Origin of the sequence: Rhizorhabdus antheiae (assembly GCF_049889055.1) — a bacterium.
Taxonomy (GTDB): domain Bacteria; phylum Pseudomonadota; class Alphaproteobacteria; order Sphingomonadales; family Sphingomonadaceae; genus Rhizorhabdus.
Window position 1 is genome coordinate 213983 of the sequence record NZ_JBLTWO010000004.1, and the last position, 20899, is coordinate 234881.

Sequence of the window (20899 nt, forward strand, 5' to 3'; positions counted from 1 at the left end):
TTCGTCCTGCCACCGGAACTTTCTACCCCGGTCGGGCGATTCCCCGCCGACCAAATAAGGAGACAGATATGCTCGGCAAGCTTTTGGGTGCGTTCATCGGCAGCAAGATCGACAAGCGCGACGGCCGGGGCGGCGTCAAGGGCGCGGTGATCGGCGCCGTCGCGGCCGGCGCGATCCGTCGCGCGGGACCGCTGGGCCTGCTGCTGGGCGGCGCCTATGTCGCCAAGAAGGCGTTCGACAAGCGCAAGGCGGGCCGTACGGGCGCCCCGCGCCCCTGACACCTTACCCCCTCGCCACCGCCTGGCGGCATTGCCTTGGCGGGTTCATGGCGATTCCGACGTTGACGAGTCGGGCCATGGCGGGGCAAGTGCCGCCATGGCCCATAGTTCGTTCAAGCGCCGCGGCGTCCTGTTCATCCTCTCCTCCCCGTCGGGAGCAGGCAAGTCCACGATCGCCCGCCGCCTTCTGGCATCCGATTCCAACCTGAAGATGTCGGTGTCCGCGACGACCCGACCAATGCGTCCCGGCGAAGTCGACGGTGTCGATTATCATTTCGTCGACCTGGAGCATTTTCGCGAAATGGTGGCCGACCACCAGTTTCTCGAATGGGCACATGTCTTCAACCATCGTTATGGCAGTCCCGCCAAGCCGATCGAGGAGATGCTGAGCTCCGGGCTCGACGTGCTGTTCGACATCGACTGGCAGGGCGCGCAGCAACTCTATCAGACCTGCGGCGGCGACGTCGTCCGCGTCTTCATCCTGCCGCCGTCGATGCCCGAGCTGGAAAACCGCCTGCGCACGCGCGGGACCGACAGCGAAGAGGTCATCACCGGACGCATGCAGCGCGCGGCCGCCGAAGTCAGCCACTGGGATGGCTATGACTATGTGCTGCTCAACGACGACATCGATCGCTGCTTCGGCGAGGTCCAGCACATCCTAGAAGCCGAGCGACTGAAGCGCCACCGGCAGACGGGCCTGATCGGTTTCATCCGCAAATTGACCACTCCGGTCGCCTGATCCCAGCCACAGAGGCCTGTTGGCATCCGTCCGGTTGCCAAATGCAACGCTCCGACGACTTCCCGTTTGTACGTTCGACAGGCTGTCATAGCGTGTCGCACCTATCGTTGGAGGGTCCGGAATGGCCAAAACCTTGTTCGGCGGCGTGTTCGGCGGCGTTGCGCTGTATCTGATCGGCTTTCTCTTCTGGGGTACGCCGCTCGCGCGGCTGGCCTATAACCGGCTCGAAGAACCGCAGACGTCGGCACTGCACCAGGCCATGGCAGAGGCGCTGACGGGGAGTGGCACGGGCACCTATCTGGTCCCCACAACCGGGACTGCGGCGGGCGATCTGCTCTATGCACGCGGGCCGGTCGCGACGGTTCATTTCAATATGGGGGGCTTTCCCATCGTCGACACCGGGTCGCTCGGCACCGGATTCCTCCTCACGATCCTCACCGGACTGGTGCTGGCATTCGCGCTGGGGGCAGCCGGTGCACGAATTCCCGACTTCCTGAGCCGCGCGCGGATCGCGATCGGCTTCGCGCTTGCCGCCGCCCTCTACATCGACATCGGCCAGCCGGTGTTCAACCATTATGGCTATGGCTACTGGATCTACATGTTCTTCGCCGACTTCATCGGTCTGTCGGTCGCAGGCCTGATCATCGCGCGCTGGTTCCTGCCGCGCGGCGGTATCCAGAGCTGACGCGCGGGAGCGGGAAGCCGCTCCCGGCAAGCCTCAGGCGAGGCTCTTCGACACCTGCTCGAACATGTCCTTCGACAGACCTGGCGAATCGACCAGCCGCTGCAGTTCGGCGCGCATGAGTGCAGCGCGCTTCTCGTCGAAGCGTCGCCACCGCCCGAGCGGGGGGACGAGCTTCGCAGCGGTCTGCGGGTTGAGCGCGTCGACTTTCAGCAGCATGTCCGCGAGAAAGCGATAGGCGCGTCCGCTTTCGTCGTGGAAGATCAGCTGATTGCCTGACATCGCCCCGACCAGCGAACGGAGCCGGTTCGGGTTGGTCAGCGTGAAGTCCGGATGGCGCGACAGCTGTTCGACGCGATCGAGCGTGTCGGGACGGATCGAGAAGGCCTGGGTCGAGAACCATTTGTCGAGCACCAGCCCATTGTCGCGGAAGCGCTCGTAAAAGGCCTCGACCACGACGTCGCGTTCGGGCGCCATGCTGTTCGCCAGCACGCCGAAGGCGCCCTGGCGGTCGGTCATGTTGGTCGCATCGCGGAACTGCGCCAGCGCGAGCCCCGGCGCGTCCTCCGCCCCGCTCGCCATGATGAAGCCAAGCGCGATCGTGCGCAGGCGGCGCGCACCCTTTGCCTGCGGGGTCAGCTCGAACCGGTCGGCGCGAGATCGCGCATAGGCATCGCGCCACGCCTCCTCGAGTTCGCTGCCGAGCGCATGGCGCAGCGCTTCGCGGGCGCGATGGATCGCCACCGGATCGACCATCGGCATCTGGTCGCCGATAAAGGATTCGGACGGCAGCAGCATAGCTTCGCCGATGAAGGCCGCATCGAGCGCCGGATCGGTCAGCGTGTTGCGGACGGCATCGATCACCGGGCCGTGATCGGCCGTGCCGGTCGCCACCGCCGACACCAGCGTGTCGAGCATCAGTTGCTGCATCGCCTCGTAGCGGGCGAACGGATCGTCGTCATGCGCCGACAGGAAGGCCAGATCGGCCGCCGAGCGATCGGACTCGATCACGACCGGGGCGGAGAAGCCGCGGTTGATCGACAGGATCGGGCGCTCACCTATGCCCTCGAACAATATCTCGTGCCGCTCGCCATCGACGACGACCAGCCGCTCCTCCTCGAACTTGCGCTGCGACCGCTCGCAGAACAGGGCGATGCGCAGCGGAATCGGCATGGGCTGTTTGTCGGGCTGGCCGGGCGTCGGCGGAACCGACTGTTCGAGCGTCAGCAGCGCGCGGCCACCGGCCGGTTCGTGGCTCAGCCTGGCGCGGACGCGCGGCGTGCCGGCCTGCGCATACCAGAGGCGGAACTGGGTCAGATCGACGCCGCTGGCATCCTCCATCGCCAGCACGAAATCCTCGCAGGTCGCTGCCGTGCCGTCATGGCGCGAGAAATAGAGATCGGCGCCCGCGCGGAATTTCTGCGGCCCCAACATGGTGTGGAGCATGCGGATGATCTCGGCGCCCTTGTTGTAGACGGTCGCCGTGTAGAAGTTCGAGATCTCGATATAGCTTTCCGGACGGATCGGATGGGCGAGCGGCCCGGCATCCTCGGGAAACTGCACCGCGCGGAGCAGGCGGACATCCTCGATCCGCTTGACCGCCGCCGATCCCTGATCTGCCGTAAAGCTCTGGTCGCGAAAGACGGTGAAGCCTTCCTTCAGCGACAGCTGGAACCAGTCGCGACAGGTGACGCGGTTGCCCGACCAGTTGTGGAAATATTCGTGCGCGACCACCCCCGACACGCCGTCATAGTCGATGTCGGTCGCGGTTTCCGGGTCGGCGAGGATGTAGCGCGAATTGAAGATGTTGAGGCTCTTATTCTCCATCGCGCCGAAGTTGAAATCGGACACGGCGACGATGTTGAATTCGCCCAGATCATATTCGCGGCCATAGACCTTCTCGTCCCAGGCCATCGACGCCTTGAGCGCCTCCATCGCATGTTCGGTCTTGGGCAGATCGCTCTCGACCACCCAGATGGCGAGCTTCACCTCGCGCCCGCTGCGCGTCGTGAAGCTGTCGATATTGGCGGCGAGGTTCGCCGCGACCAGCGCGAACAGATAGCTGGGCTTGGGGAAGGGATCGGTCCATTCGGCGAAATGGCGCCCGCCGTCGAGCGATCCGCTGTCGGTCAGGTCGCCATTGGACAGCAGCACCGGAAAGCGCTCGCGATCGGCTTCGAGCCGAACGACATAGCGGCTGAGCACGTCGGGGCGGTCGACCGCGAAGATCACCCGGCGAAAGCCCTCGGGCTCGCACTGGGTGCACAGATTGCCGCCCGAGGCATAAAGCCCCATCAGCTGAGAATTGGCCTCCGGCGCGATTTCGACATGAGTCTCGACGACATGGCTGTCGCCGGGAAGGTCGATGAGCAGGTCGGGGCCGTCCATCCGCCAGGCATCGGCCTGTGCTTCGCCGTCGATCAGAACCGTCAGCGGGGTCAGCCCGTCGCCATTCAGGCGCAGCGGGTGGCCATGCTTTCCATTGCGCGTCACGCTCAGGCGACCGGTGACCACCGTCTTTGCAGGATCCAGCCGGAAGTCGAGCCGGACATCGGGCACCAGCCAGTCGGGGCGACGATAGTCCTCGCGGCGGATGGCGGACGGGGCGGCGGCGGCAGATTGGGCGTCGAGCATGGCCTTGGTCTAATCCCGCCGAAGGCGACAAACAATGGTGGCGAGGGCATCGTCACGCGCTAGATCGATGCCATGGCAAGGCTTCTCATCTTCGGTCCCGGCTACACCGCATCGCGCATCGCGGCGGCCGCCGAGTCGCGTGGCTTCGCGGTCGACCGGATCGGCCGCGCGCGTCTGACCGATGGCGACGGCGTCGCCGCAGCGATCGGGCGCGCGACGCATATCCTGTCCTCGGTCCCGCCGGAGGGCGATGGCGAGCCGGTGCTCGACCGCTATGCCGATGCCCTTGGTGGCGCGGATGCAGCCTGGATCGGCTATCTCTCCTCGACCGGGGTCTATGGCGACGCGCAGGGGGCCTGGGTCGACGAAAGCGCACCCGTCGGCCAGGGACGGCGCACGGCGCGTTCGGCGGCGGACCAGACATGGGCGGCGCTGCACCCGCAGGCGCGCATCTTCCGCCTGCCCGGAATCTATGGCCCCGGCCGCTCCCCGCTCGACCGGGTTCGTGCGGGTCAGGCGCACCGGGTCGATCTTCCCGGTCAGGTGTTCAGCCGCATCCATGTCGACGACATCGTCGGCGCGGTGCTGGCAAGCTTCGATCAGGGGCCGCCGGGCATCTACAACATCGCCGACGATCGCCCCGTCAGCCAGAATCGGGTGGTCGAGGCGGCCTGCGCGCTGCTGGGCATCGCCCCGCCCCCGCTGCTGCCGATCGAACAGGCCGGCCTGTCGCCGATGGCGCGTGCCTTCTATGCCGAGAACCGGCGCGTCGCCAATGGCAAGGCGAAGCGCCTGCTCGGCTGGGCCCCGCACTATCCGGATTATCGCGCGGGTCTGGCCGCCTTGTTCGCCGAAGGCGCCTGAGCGCCGCTCTTGCCCCGCAGCGCGATGACGAGGCCGACGCCCGCGAGCACTGCGCCCGCGACCGCAGTTCCGGTCCAGCGATAGCCTTCGAGCAGCGTCGAGAAGAGCATCGCCACGATCGGGATCAGCACGCTCGAATAAGCGGCCCGCGCCGGGCCGATCGCGCGCATGACGTGCAGGTAGAGCGGAAAGGTCAGCGCCGAGCCGACAAAGGCGAGCCACAGCGTCGCCAGCCAATATTCGGGACGCGTGTCGATCCTGGGGAGGCCCGACATCGGCAGCGCGATCACCATATTGGCGACCGCGCCGAGCGCCATGGACCAGAAGAGAAGCTGCGCGGCATGGAGGTGGCTCGCACGCTGGCTCGCCTGGAGCAGATTGCCGACCGACGCCGACAATATGCCGAACAGCGAGAGGCCGATGCCGAGCAGCACGGTAGAGCCGCCGCCTGCCGCCTGGCCGATTTCGTGCCGGAACAGCAGCGCCATACCGAGTCCGGCGAGCAGCGATCCGATGAAGAAGGCGCCGCCGACACGCTGTTTCAGAAAGATGCGGCCGAGGACCGCATTGGGCACGATCAGCAGCGCGAAGATCATCGCGACCAGCCCCGAGGTGATGAAGCGCTCGGCATTGTAGACGAACAGGAAGTTGAGCACGAACTGCGTCATCGCGACGCCCAGCAGCAGCGGCACGTCGCGCCGGTCGAGCCGCAGCGATACGCCCGCCAGCCTTGCATAGAGGCCCATCGCGAGCGACGCGAAGACGAAGCGCCAGGCGATCGACCAGCCGGGTGCCTCGACCCCGAGCTGATAGCGGATCGCCGTCCAGGTCGAGCCCCAGATCAACACCAGCACCGCGAAGATCAGCATGACGCGCGGCGACATCGCCCCCAGAGCGGGCGATCCATCGCTCATAAGGCGCGGATGGCCCGGGCGAGCGCCTCCACCTCTTCCGCCGGCTGATCCCAGCTGCACACGAGGCGGCCGACGCCAGGCGTCCAGTCGTAGAATTGGAAACCCTGCCCGCGCAGCGCCGCCGCCTCATCGGGCGTCAGCCGCACGAAAATCTCATTGGCCTCGACCGGATGGAGCAGGCGCGGCTGGGCGGCATTGGCGATATGCGCGGCGGCCGCATTGGCTGCCCGCGCATTGCGCAGCCAGACATCGCCCTCGAGCATCGCCAGAATCTGCGCCGCAGCGAATCGCCCCTTCGACAGCAGATGGCCGGCGCGCTTGCGACGATAGCGCGTCGCTGCGGCGAGCGCCGGATCGAAGAAGACCAGCGCCTCGGCGAACATCCCGCCATTTTTGACGAAGCCGAAGCTGAGCGCGTCGACCCCGGCCTTCCAGCTGATGTCCGCCGGGGCGCAGCCGAGCGTCGCGACCGCATTGGCGAAGCGCGCGCCGTCCATATGCAAACCAAGATTTCGCGACTTCGCAACTTCGCCGAGAGCCGCGACATCCTCGGGTCGATAGACGAGCCCATATTCGGTCGCGTTGGTGATCGATATGGCGGCGGGCTGTGCCTGGTGAACGTCGGAGCGGATGCCGACGAGCGTTGCGCTGACGGTGGCAGCGTCGAGCTTCGCGCCCGCGCCCTTGGCCAGCAGCAGCTTCGCGCCGCCGGTGTAGAATTCCGGCGCGCCGCATTCGTCGCCCTGGATATGAGCCTCCTCGTGGCACAGCACCGACTGATGCGACTGGACCATCGCGGCCAGGGCAAGGCCGTTGGCGGCGGTCCCGCTGGCAACCCACAAGGCCGCGACATCGGCGCCGAACAGGTCGGAGAAGGCGCCGTCGAGCCGCTGGCTGAAGGCGTCGCCGTCATAGGCGGTGTCGGCCCTATTGGCTTTGTCGAGCGCCGCCATCACTTCGGGGCAGGCTCGGGCGGCATTATCGGAAAAGAAGCGCATCGCGCGATTGAGAACGGCGCACCGGCGAAGTCAATGCCGCCGCGACGAGCGACTCATCCTGCGGGTAGCAGCGCCAGGCCGATGCCCGGCCCGGCGGCAGGATCGCCGAAGATCAGTTCGAGACGGCGTCCGCCGAAATCGGTCCGGCGGAAACAGGGTTCGAGCAGGCGGCGGACCTCGTCGCGGCCCGCATGGCTCCGCACGTCGAGCAGCCAGGACGGCTCGGCCCGGCCTGGCCATTGCGCGAGCGCCAGCCAGGCGCCCACCGTCCGGCCATCGGCGGCGAGCGCCGCCCGCAGATCGTCGACCAGAGCAGTTGGCGCATCACGCGGCCTGGCGAGTACGACCTGCACCCCGTCGACCGCGCTGTGGTGGATCGGACGGCCCAGCAAGGCGGCGATGTCGTCGCGGGTCCAGTGGACGCTGACCGGCAGGCCGGGGTTGAGGATCGCGCCACCCGCCGAGACCAGCTCGAACAGCCGCTCGACCCGCATCTCGGTAAAGCTCGCCAGGCGGCCGAAGCGTTCGGCCAGCCGTTCGGGCGCGGTGAAGATGGCGGGCACCATCGTCCCGTCGGGTGCGGGAACGGTGCGCAGCTGGATCAGCGCATCGGCATTGATCAGCAGCGTGCCGCGCATGGCGGGAAGTTCGTTGGTCGCCGCATAAAGGGTCGAATCGATCAGCAGCCGGTTGAACGCAGCGCGACGGGCGGGATCGACTACGGCGGCGACCAGCGCCCGCTCGATCGCATTGAGGGGCGTAAAGACGATCTCCTCGCCGGGCGCCGCCTGGTCGATACCGGCATCGGGCGCCCCGCCCCGCTTGCGGAAGAATCTGTCGAGCATGGCGCCTGTTTGGCGGGCGCAGCCCTACGCCGCAAGCGTCTTGGTTCAGCCGATCAGGCCGATGAGAAGCGCGATCACCTCGAGCTTCATCACCACGATCGCCGGCAGCAGCGCGACCTTCCAGCGATCGCCGGCTATGTGCGCCCGTTCGGCAAAGACGATCGCACCGCCGATCATGATCGCGAACAGCGTCCAGAGATTGTAGCGCAGGTCGGGCGCGACGCTGACCACGGCATAGGCCAGCCCGTAGAGCAGCGCCGACCCGCCAAGCGCGAAGAGGATTCGACGGCTCGGCAGCTTCGGCGCCATGATCAGCAACCCGATCGCCAGAGCGAGCCAGGTGGCCGGCCGGCCGAGCGGGGTCCACGCCATGATCCGCGCCGCGCCCCCGACGACCCTGGTCAGCGGGTTGGGCACGAAGCGCAGACCGAGCTCGTTAGTCGCGCTCATCATGTAGACGGCATCGTCGGGTACGGACGGCACCAGAAAGCGCCAGTTCCAGTTGAGATGGTCGAGTCGGTGCAGAACCCAGGCGAAGGGCGATGCCGCGATCGCCCGGAGCCAGACGGCGATGGCGCTTTCGTGCCGCGTGGCGACATGAACGGCGATCATCTCTTCGGTCCGCGCACACAGCTGCTCGTCAGCCATGCCATAGAGCCGGGGCGTGTAGCAGCGCGCGACGAGCGTGCGGGCCTCTCCATCGGCGAGGCCGGGCCAGCCATTGCGGCCGCCATGGGCGACGATGCCGGCCAGATCGAAATTGACCAGCGAGTTGATCGGGTGCGAATGGCCAGGGCGCAGCATCGCTTCGTTGAGCGTCCAATTGGCAGCGACGAGCAGGCCGGCAGCGACTGTAGCGCTTGCTACATATGTGACGGGACGACGAATCCAGCCGCGCGGGGCGGCGAGCAGCATCAGCGGCAGCGCTGCGAACAGCGCATTGAACCGGGTCGCCCCGGCCAGCAGGATCAGCAGCAGCGCCGGCAGCCGGAACCAGCCCGGCCCACCCCATTCACGGTGGACCAGCAAGGCAGTCGCCGCGAGCAGGAGACAGGCCATGAAGGGATCCTTGAGGATCGCACCGACCTGCCCGAAGGCAATGGGCAAAAGGCCGAGACCGAGCACTACGAAGGCGGGCATCCATCCGTGCCGCCGAAGCAGCCCCTGTGCCACGAGCCCCAGCGCGGCCCAATAGAGCGTGACATCCATGATCAGGAAGGGCGCGCCGCCCGGTCCGAGATGGAGCAGCTGGCGCCAGATCCAGGCTGTGATCGGCGGGTGCCAGTCGTCATAGACGCCGCTTAGCGCCTGGCCATATTGCACGACGCTGTCGGGGGTGATGACGCCCCAGTGAAAAGCCAGCAGCTGCGTCAGCGCGCCGAGCAGGGACAGCAGAAGCAGTGCGACCGAATCCTTACGCCCGGCTGCGTCGGCCAGCGGGTCAGGACCGATCAATCGGGCAGTTTCGGCATCTGTTCGCCGACCGTCTCGCGGCCCGCGAAGAGCGCGTCGAGGCGGCGGCGCAGCGAGGCTTCATAGTCGCGCCGGTCGACGTTGATCGGACAGGACAGCATCAGATCGCCGCAGATCGCATCCTTGATCCGGCCGATCGCGGCCTCGTCGAGTGCGCCGACGCGGCGGAGCTCGATCGCCAGCTGGACCATGCCCGCGACGGTCGCCTGCGCGCGCAGACCGAGCAGGTTGATCGTCTCGCGAAGCTTGCGCGTTTCCGACGTGTCCATGGCCGTCTCCTCCCTGCATCCGGCGGAAAGCCGCCATTTCGGCTCCCTTCCCGGAACGCAGCATGACGCGCGACGCGACGCTTGCCAATGCCATGTTTCACTCTTTGCCGGCGGCGACCCGACCCGATCGTTCGAGCTTGCCCCATCCCACCCGCGGTCCACGCAGCGCCTGGGCGAGCGCCTTGAGCACCACATAATACATGATCTGGCGATAGCCGATCCGCTGCGGAATCAGCAGCCACAGCAGCCGCCACTTTTCGCGCCGTTCGAGCGCGAAGGCGATGAAGGCAGCGAGCAGGTCGATCAGCGTGAAGACCAGCCAATAGCCGAGCATTTTCTGCACATCGGTGCTCGCCTGCGCCCAGCCATGCGCCTGGACGTCGAGCCAGGTCGCGGCCAGGCTGGTGACGAGCGCCAGATCGATGATCGGCGAGATCGCGGCCAGCAGCACCTGGAACAGCACGGCCTGCGGCAGGCCGATCCGCGCCAGCCCACGCGGCTGCCCGGCCCGCATCGCCGCCCGGTGCTTCCACAGGCATTGCAGCGTGCCATAGGCCCAGCGATAGCGCTGCTTGGCGAGCGCACGGACGCTCTCCGGCGCCTCGGTCCAGGCCACGGCATATTGGTCATAGTGAACCGCCCAGCCAGCCCGCTGGATCGCGATGGTGAGGTCCTGATCCTCGGCCAGCGTATCGGGTGGATAGCCCCCCACCTCGCGGATCGCGGCGAGGCGCCAGGCGCCGACCGCGCCCGGAACGACGGTGATCGCGTTCAGGCGAGCCAGCGCGCGGCGTTCGAGATTCTGCGCAGTGATATATTCGAGCGCCTGCCAGCGCGTGATCAGATTCACCCGGTTGCCGACCTTGGCGTTGCCGGCCACAGCACCGAGCCGCTCGTCGGAGAACCAGCGGGCAAGCCGTGCGATCGTCGCCGGCTCGAACTGCGTATCGGCGTCGAGCGCAATGACGATGTCGCTGCGCACGAGATCGAGCGCGCGGTTGAGCGCGCGTGCCTTGCCGCCATTTTCGAGCGTCAGCAGGCGCACGCGCGGATCGTCGGCGAAAGCCTCGGTCACGACCGCGCTGGTCCGGTCCTTCGAGCCGTCGTCGATGACGATCACCTCGACGGTGACGTCGCGGCTGTCGAGCACCCGGCGGACCGAGCGTTCGATCACCCGCTCCTCGTTGAACGCGGGGATCAGCACGGTGACGAAGCGTCCGGGATCGATCGGCGGAAAGACGGTGCGCGCTTCGCGCCGCGCCTGGACGAGCGCGAGGCCCGACAACAGGATCGCCCGGGCGATGCCGAGCGAAATGGCGACGAGGAAAATCCATTTGAGCGCGATCGCGGCCCAGCCGAGCAGGCTGAACAGCGCCAGGTCGATCTCGGCCGCCGTGCGGTCGCCCTTCGAGATCGGCGGATTGGCGGCAGCGCGCGGCAGGCCCGCCAGTTCCGAGACGGGGACCAGAGTGTAGCCGCGCGCCCTCAGCCCCTCGATAATGCGCGGCAGCGCTTCGACCGTCTGCTCGCGGTCGCCGCCGGCATCGTGGAGCAGGACGATGTTGGCGGAGCGTTCTGGGCTGGCCTCCGCGACCCCGTCCAAGGTGCGCTGGACGATCTCGTCGACCCCGGGCCTTTTCCAGTCGTCGGGGTCGACATGCAGGCCGACCGACAGATAGCCCCGCCGCTGCGCCTCTTCGACCGGCACGATCTCGTCGCTGGTGGTCGGCTCCGCATCGCCGAAATAGGGCGCGCGGAACAGACGCAGCGAGCGTCCGGTATAGGCCTGGAACAGGCGCTGGGTGGCGTTGAGTTCGAGCCCCGTCTCGGTGGCGGTCGCCTGAGCCAGATTGGGGTGGGTGTAGGTGTGGCTGCCCACCTCATGCCCCTCGGCGATGAGGCGCTCGAGCAGAGGACGCTGCGTCAGCGCATTTTCGCCGACGATGAAGAAGGTCGCCGGCGCCTTCTCCGCCTTCAATATGTCGAGGATCTTCGGCGTCCAGGCGGGGTCCGGCCCATCGTCGAAGGTCAGCGCGACGAGCCCCGGCCGATAGCCGGTGCGCTGAATCTGATAGGGCGTGGGCAGGCGATCGAAGCGGACCCCGGTGATCGTGCCCGATCGGTCGGTCGAGACGATCCGGTGCCCCTCGACCGGCGTCGCGCCGATCCGCAGGATTTCGCCGGTTCCCTCGATGTCGACATTGGTGCCGGCGGGGATGGTCTCGATCGCCCTGGCCTTGGGCAGGCGGCGGGCATGGCCGAACATCGTCCAGATCGACGGATCCTCGGTCCCCAGCCGCCATAGCGCGACGGCATTGAGCCCCATGGTGCGCAGCGTCGCGATCTGCCCGTGCATCGCGGCCGCATCCAATATCCAGATATCGTGCCGCTTGCCCTGCTCGACATAGGCGAAGCTGCTGTTGTCGCTGACCGGGTCGAAGCGGGGGACCACGCCGCTATCATGCGCCGCGAGCCACACATCCTCGACCGAATGGGCGACGACGTCCCCGCCTTTCTCGAAATCATAGGCATAGGAGCCGAGTGCCACGACGATATGGTCGGAGGGCACGCCACGCACCGCGCGCGCGACCGAATCGGCGAACCAGGCGCGGCTGGCGATCGGCCCCGGCTCACCCGGCAACGAATGTTCGTCATAGGCCATCAGGAACAGCTTGTCGGTGACCCTGGCATAGGTTTTCAGGTCCCAGGCCGGATCGGCGACGGGTACCGCGATGGCGATCTGCATGCCCGGCAGGCGGCGGCGGGCGTCGGCGAGAAAGGCGCGATAGGCCGGGTGCGCATCGGCGGGCAGTTCCTCGAAATCGAAGAAGATTCCGCTCGCCTGATTGGCGCGCAGCAGCGCCGCGACCCTATCGAGCGTGGTGGCGCGCGCCTGGGGATCGCGCAGCAGGGCGGCGATCCCCGGACCATCCCAGCCGCCGTCGAGCGCGTTCTGGATCATCGGCATCAGCTTGGGGCGATGATGGGCCCGGCTGATGATCGCCTTGCCGCGCGCATCGGGAAAGCTCGTCACCTTGTGGTCGGGGCCGGTGATCGAGATCCAGCCGGGGATCAGCCAGTCGATATCCTCGACATGGCGGGCGAGCGAGGCGGTCGAGGCATCGTCCCAGGGGGCGTGGAAGGCATAGGAGGTCGGCGGAACCGTCCGGACGCCGCCATTGGCGACGAGATGGCGGAAATCGCGCCACATGCGACGCACCCTGCGCTCGCTCGCCTTCACCAGTCCGGGACGCGGCGCGGCGGCCTGAGGTCGCTCGAGTTCGAAGGGCAGCGGCGGCTGTGGCGTCACCTTGGCGATCGAACCGAAAAAGGCACCCGCCGAGAGCAGGAGAAGCAGAACGAATGCCACGACCGCCGCCGCGAACCGACGGCGCCGGCGCCCGGAGGCGTCATAGAAGATCGGCTTCTCGTGCATCCGTAGTACCCCGCAGCCCCGCGCGCCCACGGAACGGCGCGGTCCGGAGGCGGTTGATCAAGTCTCCCGCGCTCTGACGAAAGAAAGCTTTCTCTATGCTGACGATGGCACTTCAATATTATGGGGCCGCCGCCGGAGCGATCGCTGCCCTGATCGTCTCGCTCGATCTCGGCCGGCGCTGGACGGGGTTCGGCTTCGTCATTTTCGTCACATCGTCGCTGGCACTGATCGCCTGGGGCTTTCTCAAGCCCGATGCCGAGGGGATCGGCGTGCAGAACATCGTCCTGTTCGTGATCAACCTGATCGGGGTCTATCGCTATCTGATCCGCAAGCAGTCGCCCGCGCACTGATGGCAAAAAACGGCCCGCCCGGATCGCTCCGGACGGGCCAGCGCTGGCTAGGCCTGGTTGGTGGCCGAAGCTCAGGCCGCGTGCGCGAGCGCCGCGAGCAGAAGCAAGGCCACGATGTTGGTGATCTTGATCATCGGGTTGACCGCAGGGCCGGCGGTATCCTTGTACGGATCGCCGACCGTGTCGCCGGTGACGGCCGCCTTATGGGCTTCCGAGCCCTTGCCGCCATGGTTGCCGTCCTCGATATATTTCTTGGCATTGTCCCAGGCGCCACCACCCGAGGTCATCGAGATGGCGACGAACAGGCCCGAGACGATCACGCCCAGCAGCAGAGCGCCGAGCGCGGCGAAGCCATTGGCCTGCCCCGCCACCTGGGTGATGAGGAAATAGACGACGATCGGGGCCAGCACCGGCAACAGCGACGGGATGATCATTTCCTTGATCGCCGCCTTGGTCACCAGATCGACCGTACGCGCATAATTGGGCCGGCTCGTCCCCGCCATGATGCCGGGATTTTCCCGGAACTGGGCGCGGACTTCCTCGACCACGGCGCCGGCGGCGCGGCCCACGGCGGTCATGCCGAAGGCGCCGAAGACATAGGGCAACAGCGCGCCGAGCAGCAGGCCGACGATCACATAGGGATTGCCGAGCCCGAAATTGACCTCAAGATTGGGGAAATAATGGGTGAGGTCGGTGGTGTAGGCGCCGAACAGCACCAGTGCTGCAAGACCCGCCGATCCGATCGCATAGCCCTTGGTGACCGCCTTGGTGGTGTTGCCGACCGCATCGAGCGCGTCGGTCTTGACGCGTACGCTGTCGTCGAGGCCCGCCATTTCGGCGATGCCGCCGGCATTGTCGGTGACCGGACCATAGGCGTCCAGTGCGACCACCATGCCGGCCAGCGCCAGCATCGAGGTGGCGGCGAAGGCGATGCCGATCAGGCCGGCGAGCTGATAGGCGACGATGATGCCGACGCAGATGACGAGCGTCGGCAGCGCGGTCGACTCGAGGCTCACCGCCAGGCCCTGGATGACGTTCGTGCCGTGGCCGGTTTCGGACGCCTTGGCGATCGACCGGACCGGGCGATAGTTGGTCCCGGTATAATATTCGGTGATCCAGACGAGCAGCCCGGTCACCGCCAGGCCAACCAGGGCCGACCAGAACAGGTTGATCGCAGGGAAGCTCGTCCCGGCGACGCCGATCGGGGCGTTCAGATCGCCCAGCACCTGCGCCGTCGCGAAATAGATCGCCGGGATCGACAGGATCGCCGTGGTCCAGAACCCCTTGTACAGCGCGCCCATGATCGACTGGCTGGCCCCCAGCCGCACCATATAGGTGCCGATGATCGAGGTGACGATGCAGACGCCGCCGATCAGCAGCGGCAGCGACATCAGCTTGCCGATCCAGATCGCGTCGCCCGCGACGAGAAGCGCGGTGAGGACCATCGTCGCGCCGACGGTGACGACATAGGTTTCGAACAGATCGGCCGCCATGCCGGCGCAGTCGCCGACATTGTCGCCCACATTGTCGGCGATGGTCGCAGGATTGCGGGGGTCGTCCTCGGGAATGCCCGCCTCGACCTTGCCCACCAGATCGGCGCCGACGTCGGCGGCCTTGGTGAAGATGCCGCCGCCGAGACGCGCGAAGATCGAGATGAGCGATGCGCCGAAGGCAAGCGCTACAAGCCCGTCGATCACGATGCGATCGTTGGAGGCCAGCCCGCCGGGCCCGGTCAGATACCAGTAGAAGACCGCGATCGCGAGCAAGGCGAGGCCCGCCACCAGCACGCCCGTCACGGCGCCGGCGCGGAAGGCCACGGTAAGCCCGCTTTGCAAGCTGGTCCGGGCCGCCTCGGCCGTGCGGACGTTCGCGCGGACCGAGATGTTCATGCCGACATAGCCGGCGACGCCCGAAAGAAGCGCACCGATCACGAAGCCGATCGCGGAAATCTGCCCAAGAAAATAGAGAACCAGCGCTGCGACGATGACGCCGACGATGGCGATGGTCCTGTACTGGCGGCCAAGATAGGCCTGCGCCCCCTCCTGAATGGCCGCCGCAATGTCCTGCATCTTCTCATTGCCGGCGGAGGCGGCGAGCACCTGCCGGCTCGTGAATAACCCGTAGACTATGGCGAGCAGCCCGCAGCCGATCGCGACTTCATTAATAGGCATCCCAACTCCCTTCGCTCTTCAAAGTGTCGGGGTGGCGCTTTTCTGCCCTTTTTCGTCCCGACACCTGGCTTGCTTTGTATGTCTGCCTCGTCGGCGCATCGCAAGTACAGCTTTTTCAAAGACAGGAAGGCGATCGACTTTAAACAATTGTTGAAATGACAATTGCGCAAAGCACATTCGCAAATCGATCAGGACAAGCCTGAGATCAGTCGGCCCGATGTTCGAAGCCGAGACGCGCCGGAAGCGGGACATGACCATCAGCGTCGCGCAGGCTCAGCCCCGAGCCCGCAGTGAAGCGACCGATCTCGACGGCGTAAGCGGATGCGGCTTCGCGATGCTCGGGGGGGATGGCCGCCAGAAGCTGATAGTCATCGCCGGCGGTCGCCGCAGACAGGCGCGTCGCGCGGTCCTCGCCAAGGCCGCGCAGGTCCGGCGACAACGGAATCCGGTCGAGGTCGATCTCGACCGCGAGGCCGGAGGCGCTCGCGATGCGGGACGCGTCGATCAGCAGCCCGTCGGATATGTCCGCCATGGCATGGGCGAGCGGCGCCAGCGCCCGCCCCTCGGCGAGGCGCGGCATCGGCAGGCGATAGGCCTTGAGCAGGCGCCGGGGGCCCTCGATCTCGCCCAGTGCGATGCGCAGGCCGAGCCCGGCATCGCCGATCGGACCGGTGGCGAATAACAGATCGCCGGCCCTGGCGCCGCGCCGGTCGGGGCTGCCGCCGGGCGGTGCCTGGCCGATCGCGGTCAGGCCCAGCACCCGCGCCGAGCCCGCCGGCTGGGCGACGGTATCGCCCCCGAGCAGCGGAACCTCGAAATGGGCGATCGCCCGGCCGAGCCCTTCGACGAAGGCCGCATCCCAATCGCTGCTGCCGGTCAGACCATAGCCCATGAGCACGCCCAGGGGCTCCGCGCCCTTCGCGGCCAGATCGGAGAGATTCACGGCGAGCAACTTCCAGGCGACGTCACCCGGCGGATCGGTGGCGAGATAATGGACGCCTTCGACCAGCATGTCGTGGGTCAGCACCAGATCGCGGCCGAACGGCGCGGGCAGGACGGCGGCGTCGTCAGCAAGATCTCGCGCGGCGGGATGGCTGGCAAGAGGGCGGAGCGCGTCGATCAGGCGGCGTTCGTCGGACATGCCCCGGCTCTTTCCTTCCTTCGTCGGCTGTGCCGCCAGGCCCGCTCCGTCAGCGAGCCAACAGCAGCGCCAGCGCGTCCCACAGCAGCTTCACGCCGATCAGGATCGTAAGGCCATAGACCAGATTGTAGAAGCGGTCCGGATGGACCCGCCGGACGAGCCATACCCCCGCGAAGGTCGAGACGATCGCGACCGGCATCAGCGCAGCCGAGGCGAGCAGGTTGACCGGGGTGAACTGCCCGAGCGCGACATAGGCGGGCACCTTCACACAGTTGATCAGCGCGAAGAAGATCGCGGTCGTCCCCACCAGCACGTCCCGCTCCAACCGCTGTGGAAAGACGTAGAGCTGATAGGGCGGGCCCCCGGCATGGGCGAGTTGGCTGGTCAACCCGGCCGCGACGCTGCACGCGACGCCGACGCCATCGGGCAGGCGCTGGGTGGGTGCAGGACGGCCACCGCGCACCGCCCAGAGCTGCTGCGCACCGAACAGGATCGATATGACCCCCAGCGCGAGCAGGATCCAGTCCTCGCGCAGGCTGGCAGCAAACAGGTAACCGAGCAGCACGCCCAATATCGCCCCCGGCACCATCACCTTCATCACGTGCCGGTCCCAGCTGTGGCGGAACACCCAGACGCCGACCGCGTCCTGCACGATCAGCAGCGGCAGAAGGATCGCCGCCGATTGAACCGGGGGGACGACGAGGGCCATCAGCGGGATGGCGAGCGTGCCGACGCCGATGAACCCGCCCTTCCCCAACCCCATCAGGATAACCGAGGGGACACCGAGCAGCCAGAACAGAGGGTCGTGCAGTATCGTCGTGTCGACGATCACACGCGCACGGCCTTGGCGATCCCGTCGAGCACGCCGTTGACGAAGCCCTTTTCCTTCTTGTCGTAGAAAGCATCGGCAACGTCGACATATTCGCTGATCACGGTCGCGGTCGGTACGTCGGGGCGCGCGATCAGTTCATAGGCGCCGACGCGCAGGATCTGGCGCATCGGGCGATCGAGCCGCTCGAGCGACCAGCCGCTGGCCAGCTTGTCGGTAATGGCGGCGTCGATCTCTGCGCGGCGCGCGTCGACACCCTTCACCAGATCGTCGAAGAAGGCGATCTCGGCATGGGCATATTGGACGTCCTCGATCGTCGCGCCCAGTCGATGCTGGTGGAACTCGTCGAGCAGGTTCGCGAGCGGCGTTCCTTCCATTTCCTGCTGATAGAGCGCCTGCGCGGCGGCAAGGCGCGCGGCACTGCGCGAACGGGAACGCTCATTCTTGGCGTTGGCATTTTTGGCGTTGGTCATCTGTTTTCCAGTCTCGCGGCCACCGAGGCCGCGTGGGCGGGGAGCCCTTCGGCGCGGGCGAGCGCGACGGCGGCGGGGCCGATCGCGGCAATCGCCGACGCGTCGAGAGCTATGAAGCTGGTCCGCTTCATGAAATCGAGCACCGACAGCCCCGACGCGAAGCGCGCACGGCGGCCGGTGGGCAGGACATGGTTGGGCCCTGCGACATAGTCGCCGACCGCCTCGGGCGCATGGCGGCCGAGAAAGACCGAGCCCGCATGCCGGATGCGATCGAACAGCGCCTGCGGATCGGCCACGGCCAGTTCGAGATGTTCGGGCGCGAGACGGTCGCTGAGCGCCGGCACCTCGTCGAGCGAGCCGACGGTAATGATCGCGCCATTGGCGTCCCAGCTGGTCCGCGCGGTTTCACCGGTCGCCAGACCCGGCAGCTGCCGTTCGACGGCCTGGGCGACCGCATCGGCAAAGGCTGCGTCGTCGGTGAACAGGATCGACTGGCTGGTCGGGTCATGCTCCGCCTGGCTCAGCAGGTCGGCGGCGATCCATTCGGGATCATTGTCGCGGTCGGCCACGACCAGGATCTCGGACGGGCCGGCGACCATGTCGATCCCGACGACGCCGTAAAGCTGCCGCTTGGCCTCAGCGACCCAGGCATTGCCGGGGCCGACGATGACGTCGACCGGCCGGATGCGATCGGTGCCATAAGCGAGCGCGGCGACCGCCTGCGCGCCACCGACACGCCACACCTCGTCGACGCCGGCGAGCGCGGCCGCCGCGAGGACCAGCGGATTGACCTCGCCACCGGGGGTGGGCGTGACCATCACGAGCCGCTCGACACCCGCGACCTTGGCCGGCAGCGCGTTCATCAGCACCGAGGATGGATAGGCCGCGCGCCCGCCCGGAACATAGAGGCCAGCCGCCTCGACCGCGTTCCAGCGTGCACCGAGACGCACGCCGCTCTCGTCGGTGCGGCTCGAATCGGCGGGGCGCTGGGCGGCGTGGTACAGACGAATGCGTTCGGCAGCGAGTTCCAGCGCCGCGCGCAGGCCGGGGTCGAGCCCGGCCAGAGCCTCTTCGCACGCCGAAGCCGGAATGCGCCAACCGGTGGCCTCAAGATCATGGCGATCGAAGCGCTGCGTATAGTCGGCCAGCGCCACATCGCCCCGCGCGCGGACATCGGCCAAGATCGCGGCAACGTCGCGCGAAACATCGGCGTCGGCTTCGCGGCGGCCCTCGACGAGCGCGGTGAAGGCCTCGGCAAAGCCGGGATCGCGGCTGTCGAGCCTAAGCGGCATTGCGACGCTCCACAGCGGCGCGGAATCCCTCGACCAGCGGGCCGATCTCGGCCGCGCGGGTCTTGAAGGCGGCACGGTTGACGATCAGCCGCGACGAGATGTCGGCGATCTTCTCGACCTCCGCGAGACCATTGTCCTTGAGCGTACGGCCGGTCGACACGAGGTCGACGATGCGACTCGACAGACCCAGCACCGGCGCGATCTCCATCGCCCCGTTGAGCTTGACGCATTCGGCCTGCACGCCCCGCGCCTCGAAATGGCGGCGGGTGATGTTGGGATATTTGGTGGCGACGCGGACATGGCTCCACTCGCGCGGATCGTCGCCCTCGGCCATCGCGACCGGCTCGGCCACCGAAATGCGGCAATGGCCGATATCGAGATCGACCGGCGCGTAGAGTTCGGAATAGTCGAACTCCATCAACACGTCCGATCCGACGATGCCGAGCTGCGCCGCACCATGGGCGACGAAGGTCGCGACGTCGAAGGCGCGCACCCGGATCAGGCCGATGTCGGGCCGATTCGTGGCGAAGCGGAGCAGACGGCTGTCCTCGTCGCCGAAGGCCGGCTCGGGCACGATGCCGATCTGCGCGAACAAAGGCAGCACCTCTTTGAGGATGCGGCCCTTCGGCACGGCGATGATGATCTGCGCTGTCATGATGGCGCGCGCCATAGAACAGCAGGGCCCCGCTGACAACGGAGCCCCGGCCTTTTGGGAAGCGGGATCAGAGCAGGTCGCGCAGGGCGAGCGCGCCCAGAACGGCGAAGATCGCGGCGGCAGCGATGCGCATGGCCTGCAGCGGCACATAGCGGGTGATGCGGTCGCCGAGCAGCACGGCGGGGACGTTCGCCAGCATCATGCCCAGCGTCGTCCCGATCGCGACCAGTTCGACCGAATGGTAGCGCGCACCGAGCGCGACCGTGGCGATCTGGGTTTTGTCGCCCATCTCCGCCATGAAGAAGGCGATCAGCGTGGTCAGGAAAACGCCGTGCGAGGTCGGGCGGGCTGCCTCTTCCTCTTCGTCGATGCGGTCGGGAATCAGGGTCCAGGCCGCCATGCCGATGAAGCCGAGCGCGACCGCCAGCCTGAACCAGGGGCTGTCGAGCAGGCCGGCCACGGCAACCCCGGCCCAGGCGGCGAGCGCGTGATTGACCAGCGTCGCGGCGAAGATGCCCAGGATGATCTGAACGGGGGCGCGAAAGCGACAGGCCAGGATGATGGCCAGCAACATGGTCTTGTCGCCGATTTCGGCGAACGCCACGAGCAAGGTAGAAGCTAGGATAACGTCCATGGGATGTTCCGGGCCGGGCAGACGAAGGACGGACGACACCGACACCCCCGCCCGGCAGGCGAGGTCTCGGTGTCATCGGTCTTGCCAAGGTCCTGAAACCCCGATCGCGCCATGAGGTCTCCCCCAAGCATGTTGACGCGATGCCCGTCCTGTTCGGACGGCCGGCTACTCCCCGGATGACGGGTGCCGGTTACGCTGCGGCGGGCGGAGGGTCAAGCCCGC

At 67.2% G+C, this 20899-nt stretch carries 19 protein-coding genes and 1 riboswitch; of the genes, 5 read left to right on the forward strand and 14 right to left on the reverse strand.

Translation table 11 applies throughout. The annotated features are described in order from the left end of the window. The first annotated feature begins 68 nt into the window (after positions 1-68). From ACNI3R_RS10310 to ACNI3R_RS10320, 3 genes are all read left to right on the forward strand, one after another. Complete coding sequence (locus ACNI3R_RS10310; protein WP_426182902.1) at positions 69-278, forward strand: hypothetical protein; 210 nt, start codon at positions 69-71, stop codon at positions 276-278. Positions 279-375: 97 nt separating this feature from the next. After that, complete coding sequence (gmk, locus tag ACNI3R_RS10315) at positions 376-1017, forward strand: guanylate kinase (protein ID WP_426182905.1); 642 nt, start codon at positions 376-378, stop codon at positions 1015-1017. Between the two features lie 121 nt (positions 1018-1138). Continuing rightward, on the forward strand, positions 1139-1702 hold the full coding sequence (locus ACNI3R_RS10320; protein WP_426182908.1) for a hypothetical protein: 564 nt from the start codon (positions 1139-1141) through the stop codon (positions 1700-1702). 33 nt (positions 1703-1735) lie between these two features. On the opposite strand, the gene pepN is transcribed toward ACNI3R_RS10320, so the two are convergent. Continuing rightward, positions 1736-4333, reverse strand: coding sequence for an aminopeptidase N (pepN, locus tag ACNI3R_RS10325; RefSeq protein WP_426182911.1), 2598 nt, complete (start codon positions 4331-4333; stop codon positions 1736-1738). A gap of 72 nt (positions 4334-4405) precedes the next feature. On the opposite strand from pepN, the gene ACNI3R_RS10330 reads away from it, so the two are divergent. Further along, positions 4406-5197: a Rossmann-fold NAD(P)-binding domain-containing protein gene (locus tag ACNI3R_RS10330; protein ID WP_426182914.1), complete on the forward strand. Its 792-nt coding sequence runs from the start codon at positions 4406-4408 to the stop codon at positions 5195-5197. Here the strand turns inward: ACNI3R_RS10330 and ACNI3R_RS10335 are convergent. The 6 genes from ACNI3R_RS10335 to ACNI3R_RS10360 all read right to left on the reverse strand — a co-directional run bounded on the left by ACNI3R_RS10335 (position 5155) and on the right by ACNI3R_RS10360 (position 13132). Continuing rightward, positions 5155-6111 carry a DMT family transporter gene (locus ACNI3R_RS10335; protein ID WP_426182917.1) on the reverse strand — a complete coding sequence of 319 codons (957 nt, stop codon included), beginning with the start codon at positions 6109-6111 and terminating at the stop codon, positions 5155-5157. The two genes, ACNI3R_RS10330 and ACNI3R_RS10335, sit on opposite strands and share 43 nt — an antisense overlap. Further along, positions 6108-7109: a threonine aldolase family protein gene (locus ACNI3R_RS10340; RefSeq protein ID WP_426182919.1), complete on the reverse strand. Its 1002-nt coding sequence runs from the start codon at positions 7107-7109 to the stop codon at positions 6108-6110. Before ACNI3R_RS10340 ends, ACNI3R_RS10335 begins: the two co-directional genes overlap by 4 nt. A gap of 53 nt (positions 7110-7162) precedes the next feature. After that, complete coding sequence (locus tag ACNI3R_RS10345; RefSeq protein ID WP_426182921.1) at positions 7163-7954, reverse strand: SseB family protein; 792 nt, start codon at positions 7952-7954, stop codon at positions 7163-7165. A 45-nt stretch (positions 7955-7999) separates the two neighbouring features. Then, entirely contained in the window at positions 8000-9409 is a 1410-nt protein-coding gene (locus ACNI3R_RS10350; RefSeq protein WP_426182923.1) for a hypothetical protein, read from the reverse strand. Continuing rightward, positions 9406-9696: a hypothetical protein gene (locus ACNI3R_RS10355; RefSeq protein ID WP_426182925.1), complete on the reverse strand. Its 291-nt coding sequence runs from the start codon at positions 9694-9696 to the stop codon at positions 9406-9408. The genes ACNI3R_RS10350 and ACNI3R_RS10355 overlap by 4 nt, the downstream gene beginning before the upstream one ends. A 97-nt stretch (positions 9697-9793) precedes the next feature. Continuing rightward, positions 9794-13132: a glycosyltransferase gene (locus tag ACNI3R_RS10360; protein ID WP_426182928.1), complete on the reverse strand. Its 3339-nt coding sequence runs from the start codon at positions 13130-13132 to the stop codon at positions 9794-9796. Positions 13133-13227: 95 nt separating this feature from the next. Between ACNI3R_RS10360 and ACNI3R_RS10365 the strand changes: the two genes are divergently transcribed. Then, positions 13228-13482 (forward strand): hypothetical protein, encoded by a 255-nt coding sequence (locus ACNI3R_RS10365; protein WP_426182930.1) that lies wholly within the window; start codon positions 13228-13230, stop codon positions 13480-13482. 71 nt (positions 13483-13553) lie between these two features. On the opposite strand, the gene ACNI3R_RS10370 is transcribed toward ACNI3R_RS10365, so the two are convergent. The 7 genes from ACNI3R_RS10370 to ACNI3R_RS10400 form a co-directional block, all read right to left on the reverse strand. Then, positions 13554-15653, reverse strand: a complete 2100-nt coding sequence (locus ACNI3R_RS10370; RefSeq protein WP_426182933.1) for a sodium-translocating pyrophosphatase — start codon at positions 15651-15653, stop codon at positions 13554-13556. Positions 15654-15858: 205 nt separating this feature from the next. After that, entirely contained in the window at positions 15859-16794 is a 936-nt protein-coding gene (gene thiL, locus ACNI3R_RS10375; RefSeq protein WP_426182936.1) for a thiamine-phosphate kinase, read from the reverse strand. 49 nt (positions 16795-16843) lie between these two features. Beyond that, positions 16844-17626 (reverse strand): sulfite exporter TauE/SafE family protein, encoded by a 783-nt coding sequence (locus tag ACNI3R_RS10380; protein WP_426182938.1) that lies wholly within the window; start codon positions 17624-17626, stop codon positions 16844-16846. Then, positions 17623-18096, reverse strand: a complete 474-nt coding sequence (gene nusB / locus ACNI3R_RS10385; RefSeq protein ID WP_296621382.1) for a transcription antitermination factor NusB — start codon at positions 18094-18096, stop codon at positions 17623-17625. Before nusB ends, ACNI3R_RS10380 begins: the two co-directional genes overlap by 4 nt. Then, complete coding sequence (gene hisD / locus ACNI3R_RS10390; RefSeq protein WP_426182941.1) at positions 18093-19388, reverse strand: histidinol dehydrogenase; 1296 nt, start codon at positions 19386-19388, stop codon at positions 18093-18095. Before hisD ends, nusB begins: the two co-directional genes overlap by 4 nt. Next, a complete protein-coding gene (gene hisG / locus ACNI3R_RS10395; protein ID WP_426182944.1) occupies positions 19378-20043 on the reverse strand; it encodes an ATP phosphoribosyltransferase in 666 nt (221 codons plus the stop codon). Before hisG ends, hisD begins: the two co-directional genes overlap by 11 nt. 67 nt (positions 20044-20110) lie before the next feature. Then, positions 20111-20677, reverse strand: a complete 567-nt coding sequence (locus tag ACNI3R_RS10400) for a TMEM165/GDT1 family protein (protein ID WP_426182946.1) — start codon at positions 20675-20677, stop codon at positions 20111-20113. Positions 20678-20679: 2 nt separating this feature from the next. Further along, positions 20680-20864, reverse strand: a riboswitch (yybP-ykoY riboswitch). Between the last annotated feature and the right edge of the window lie 35 nt (positions 20865-20899).

What these genes read in the sequence shown, in the direction of transcription:
- ACNI3R_RS10310 (WP_426182902.1), top strand. Translation starts at nt 69, where the DNA reads ATGCTCGGCAAGCTTTTGGGTGCGTTCATCGGCAGCAAGATCGACAAG.
- gmk (WP_426182905.1), top strand. Translation starts at nt 376, where the DNA reads ATGGCCCATAGTTCGTTCAAGCGCCGCGGCGTCCTGTTCATCCTCTCC.
- ACNI3R_RS10320 (WP_426182908.1), top strand. Translation starts at nt 1,139, where the DNA reads ATGGCCAAAACCTTGTTCGGCGGCGTGTTCGGCGGCGTTGCGCTGTAT.
- pepN (WP_426182911.1), bottom strand. Translation starts at nt 4,333, where the DNA reads ATGCTCGACGCCCAATCTGCCGCCGCCGCCCCGTCCGCCATCCGCCGC.
- ACNI3R_RS10330 (WP_426182914.1), top strand. Translation starts at nt 4,406, where the DNA reads ATGGCAAGGCTTCTCATCTTCGGTCCCGGCTACACCGCATCGCGCATC.
- ACNI3R_RS10335 (WP_426182917.1), bottom strand. Translation starts at nt 6,111, where the DNA reads ATGAGCGATGGATCGCCCGCTCTGGGGGCGATGTCGCCGCGCGTCATG.
- ACNI3R_RS10340 (WP_426182919.1), bottom strand. Translation starts at nt 7,109, where the DNA reads ATGCGCTTCTTTTCCGATAATGCCGCCCGAGCCTGCCCCGAAGTGATG.
- ACNI3R_RS10345 (WP_426182921.1), bottom strand. Translation starts at nt 7,954, where the DNA reads ATGCTCGACAGATTCTTCCGCAAGCGGGGCGGGGCGCCCGATGCCGGT.
- ACNI3R_RS10355 (WP_426182925.1), bottom strand. Translation starts at nt 9,696, where the DNA reads ATGGACACGTCGGAAACGCGCAAGCTTCGCGAGACGATCAACCTGCTC.
- ACNI3R_RS10360 (WP_426182928.1), bottom strand. Translation starts at nt 13,132, where the DNA reads ATGCACGAGAAGCCGATCTTCTATGACGCCTCCGGGCGCCGGCGCCGT.
- ACNI3R_RS10365 (WP_426182930.1), top strand. Translation starts at nt 13,228, where the DNA reads ATGCTGACGATGGCACTTCAATATTATGGGGCCGCCGCCGGAGCGATC.
- ACNI3R_RS10370 (WP_426182933.1), bottom strand. Translation starts at nt 15,653, where the DNA reads ATGCCTATTAATGAAGTCGCGATCGGCTGCGGGCTGCTCGCCATAGTC.
- thiL (WP_426182936.1), bottom strand. Translation starts at nt 16,794, where the DNA reads ATGTCCGACGAACGCCGCCTGATCGACGCGCTCCGCCCTCTTGCCAGC.
- nusB (WP_296621382.1), bottom strand. Translation starts at nt 18,096, where the DNA reads ATGACCAACGCCAAAAATGCCAACGCCAAGAATGAGCGTTCCCGTTCG.
- hisD (WP_426182941.1), bottom strand. Translation starts at nt 19,388, where the DNA reads ATGCCGCTTAGGCTCGACAGCCGCGATCCCGGCTTTGCCGAGGCCTTC.
- hisG (WP_426182944.1), bottom strand. Translation starts at nt 20,043, where the DNA reads ATGACAGCGCAGATCATCATCGCCGTGCCGAAGGGCCGCATCCTCAAA.
- ACNI3R_RS10400 (WP_426182946.1), bottom strand. Translation starts at nt 20,677, where the DNA reads ATGGACGTTATCCTAGCTTCTACCTTGCTCGTGGCGTTCGCCGAAATC.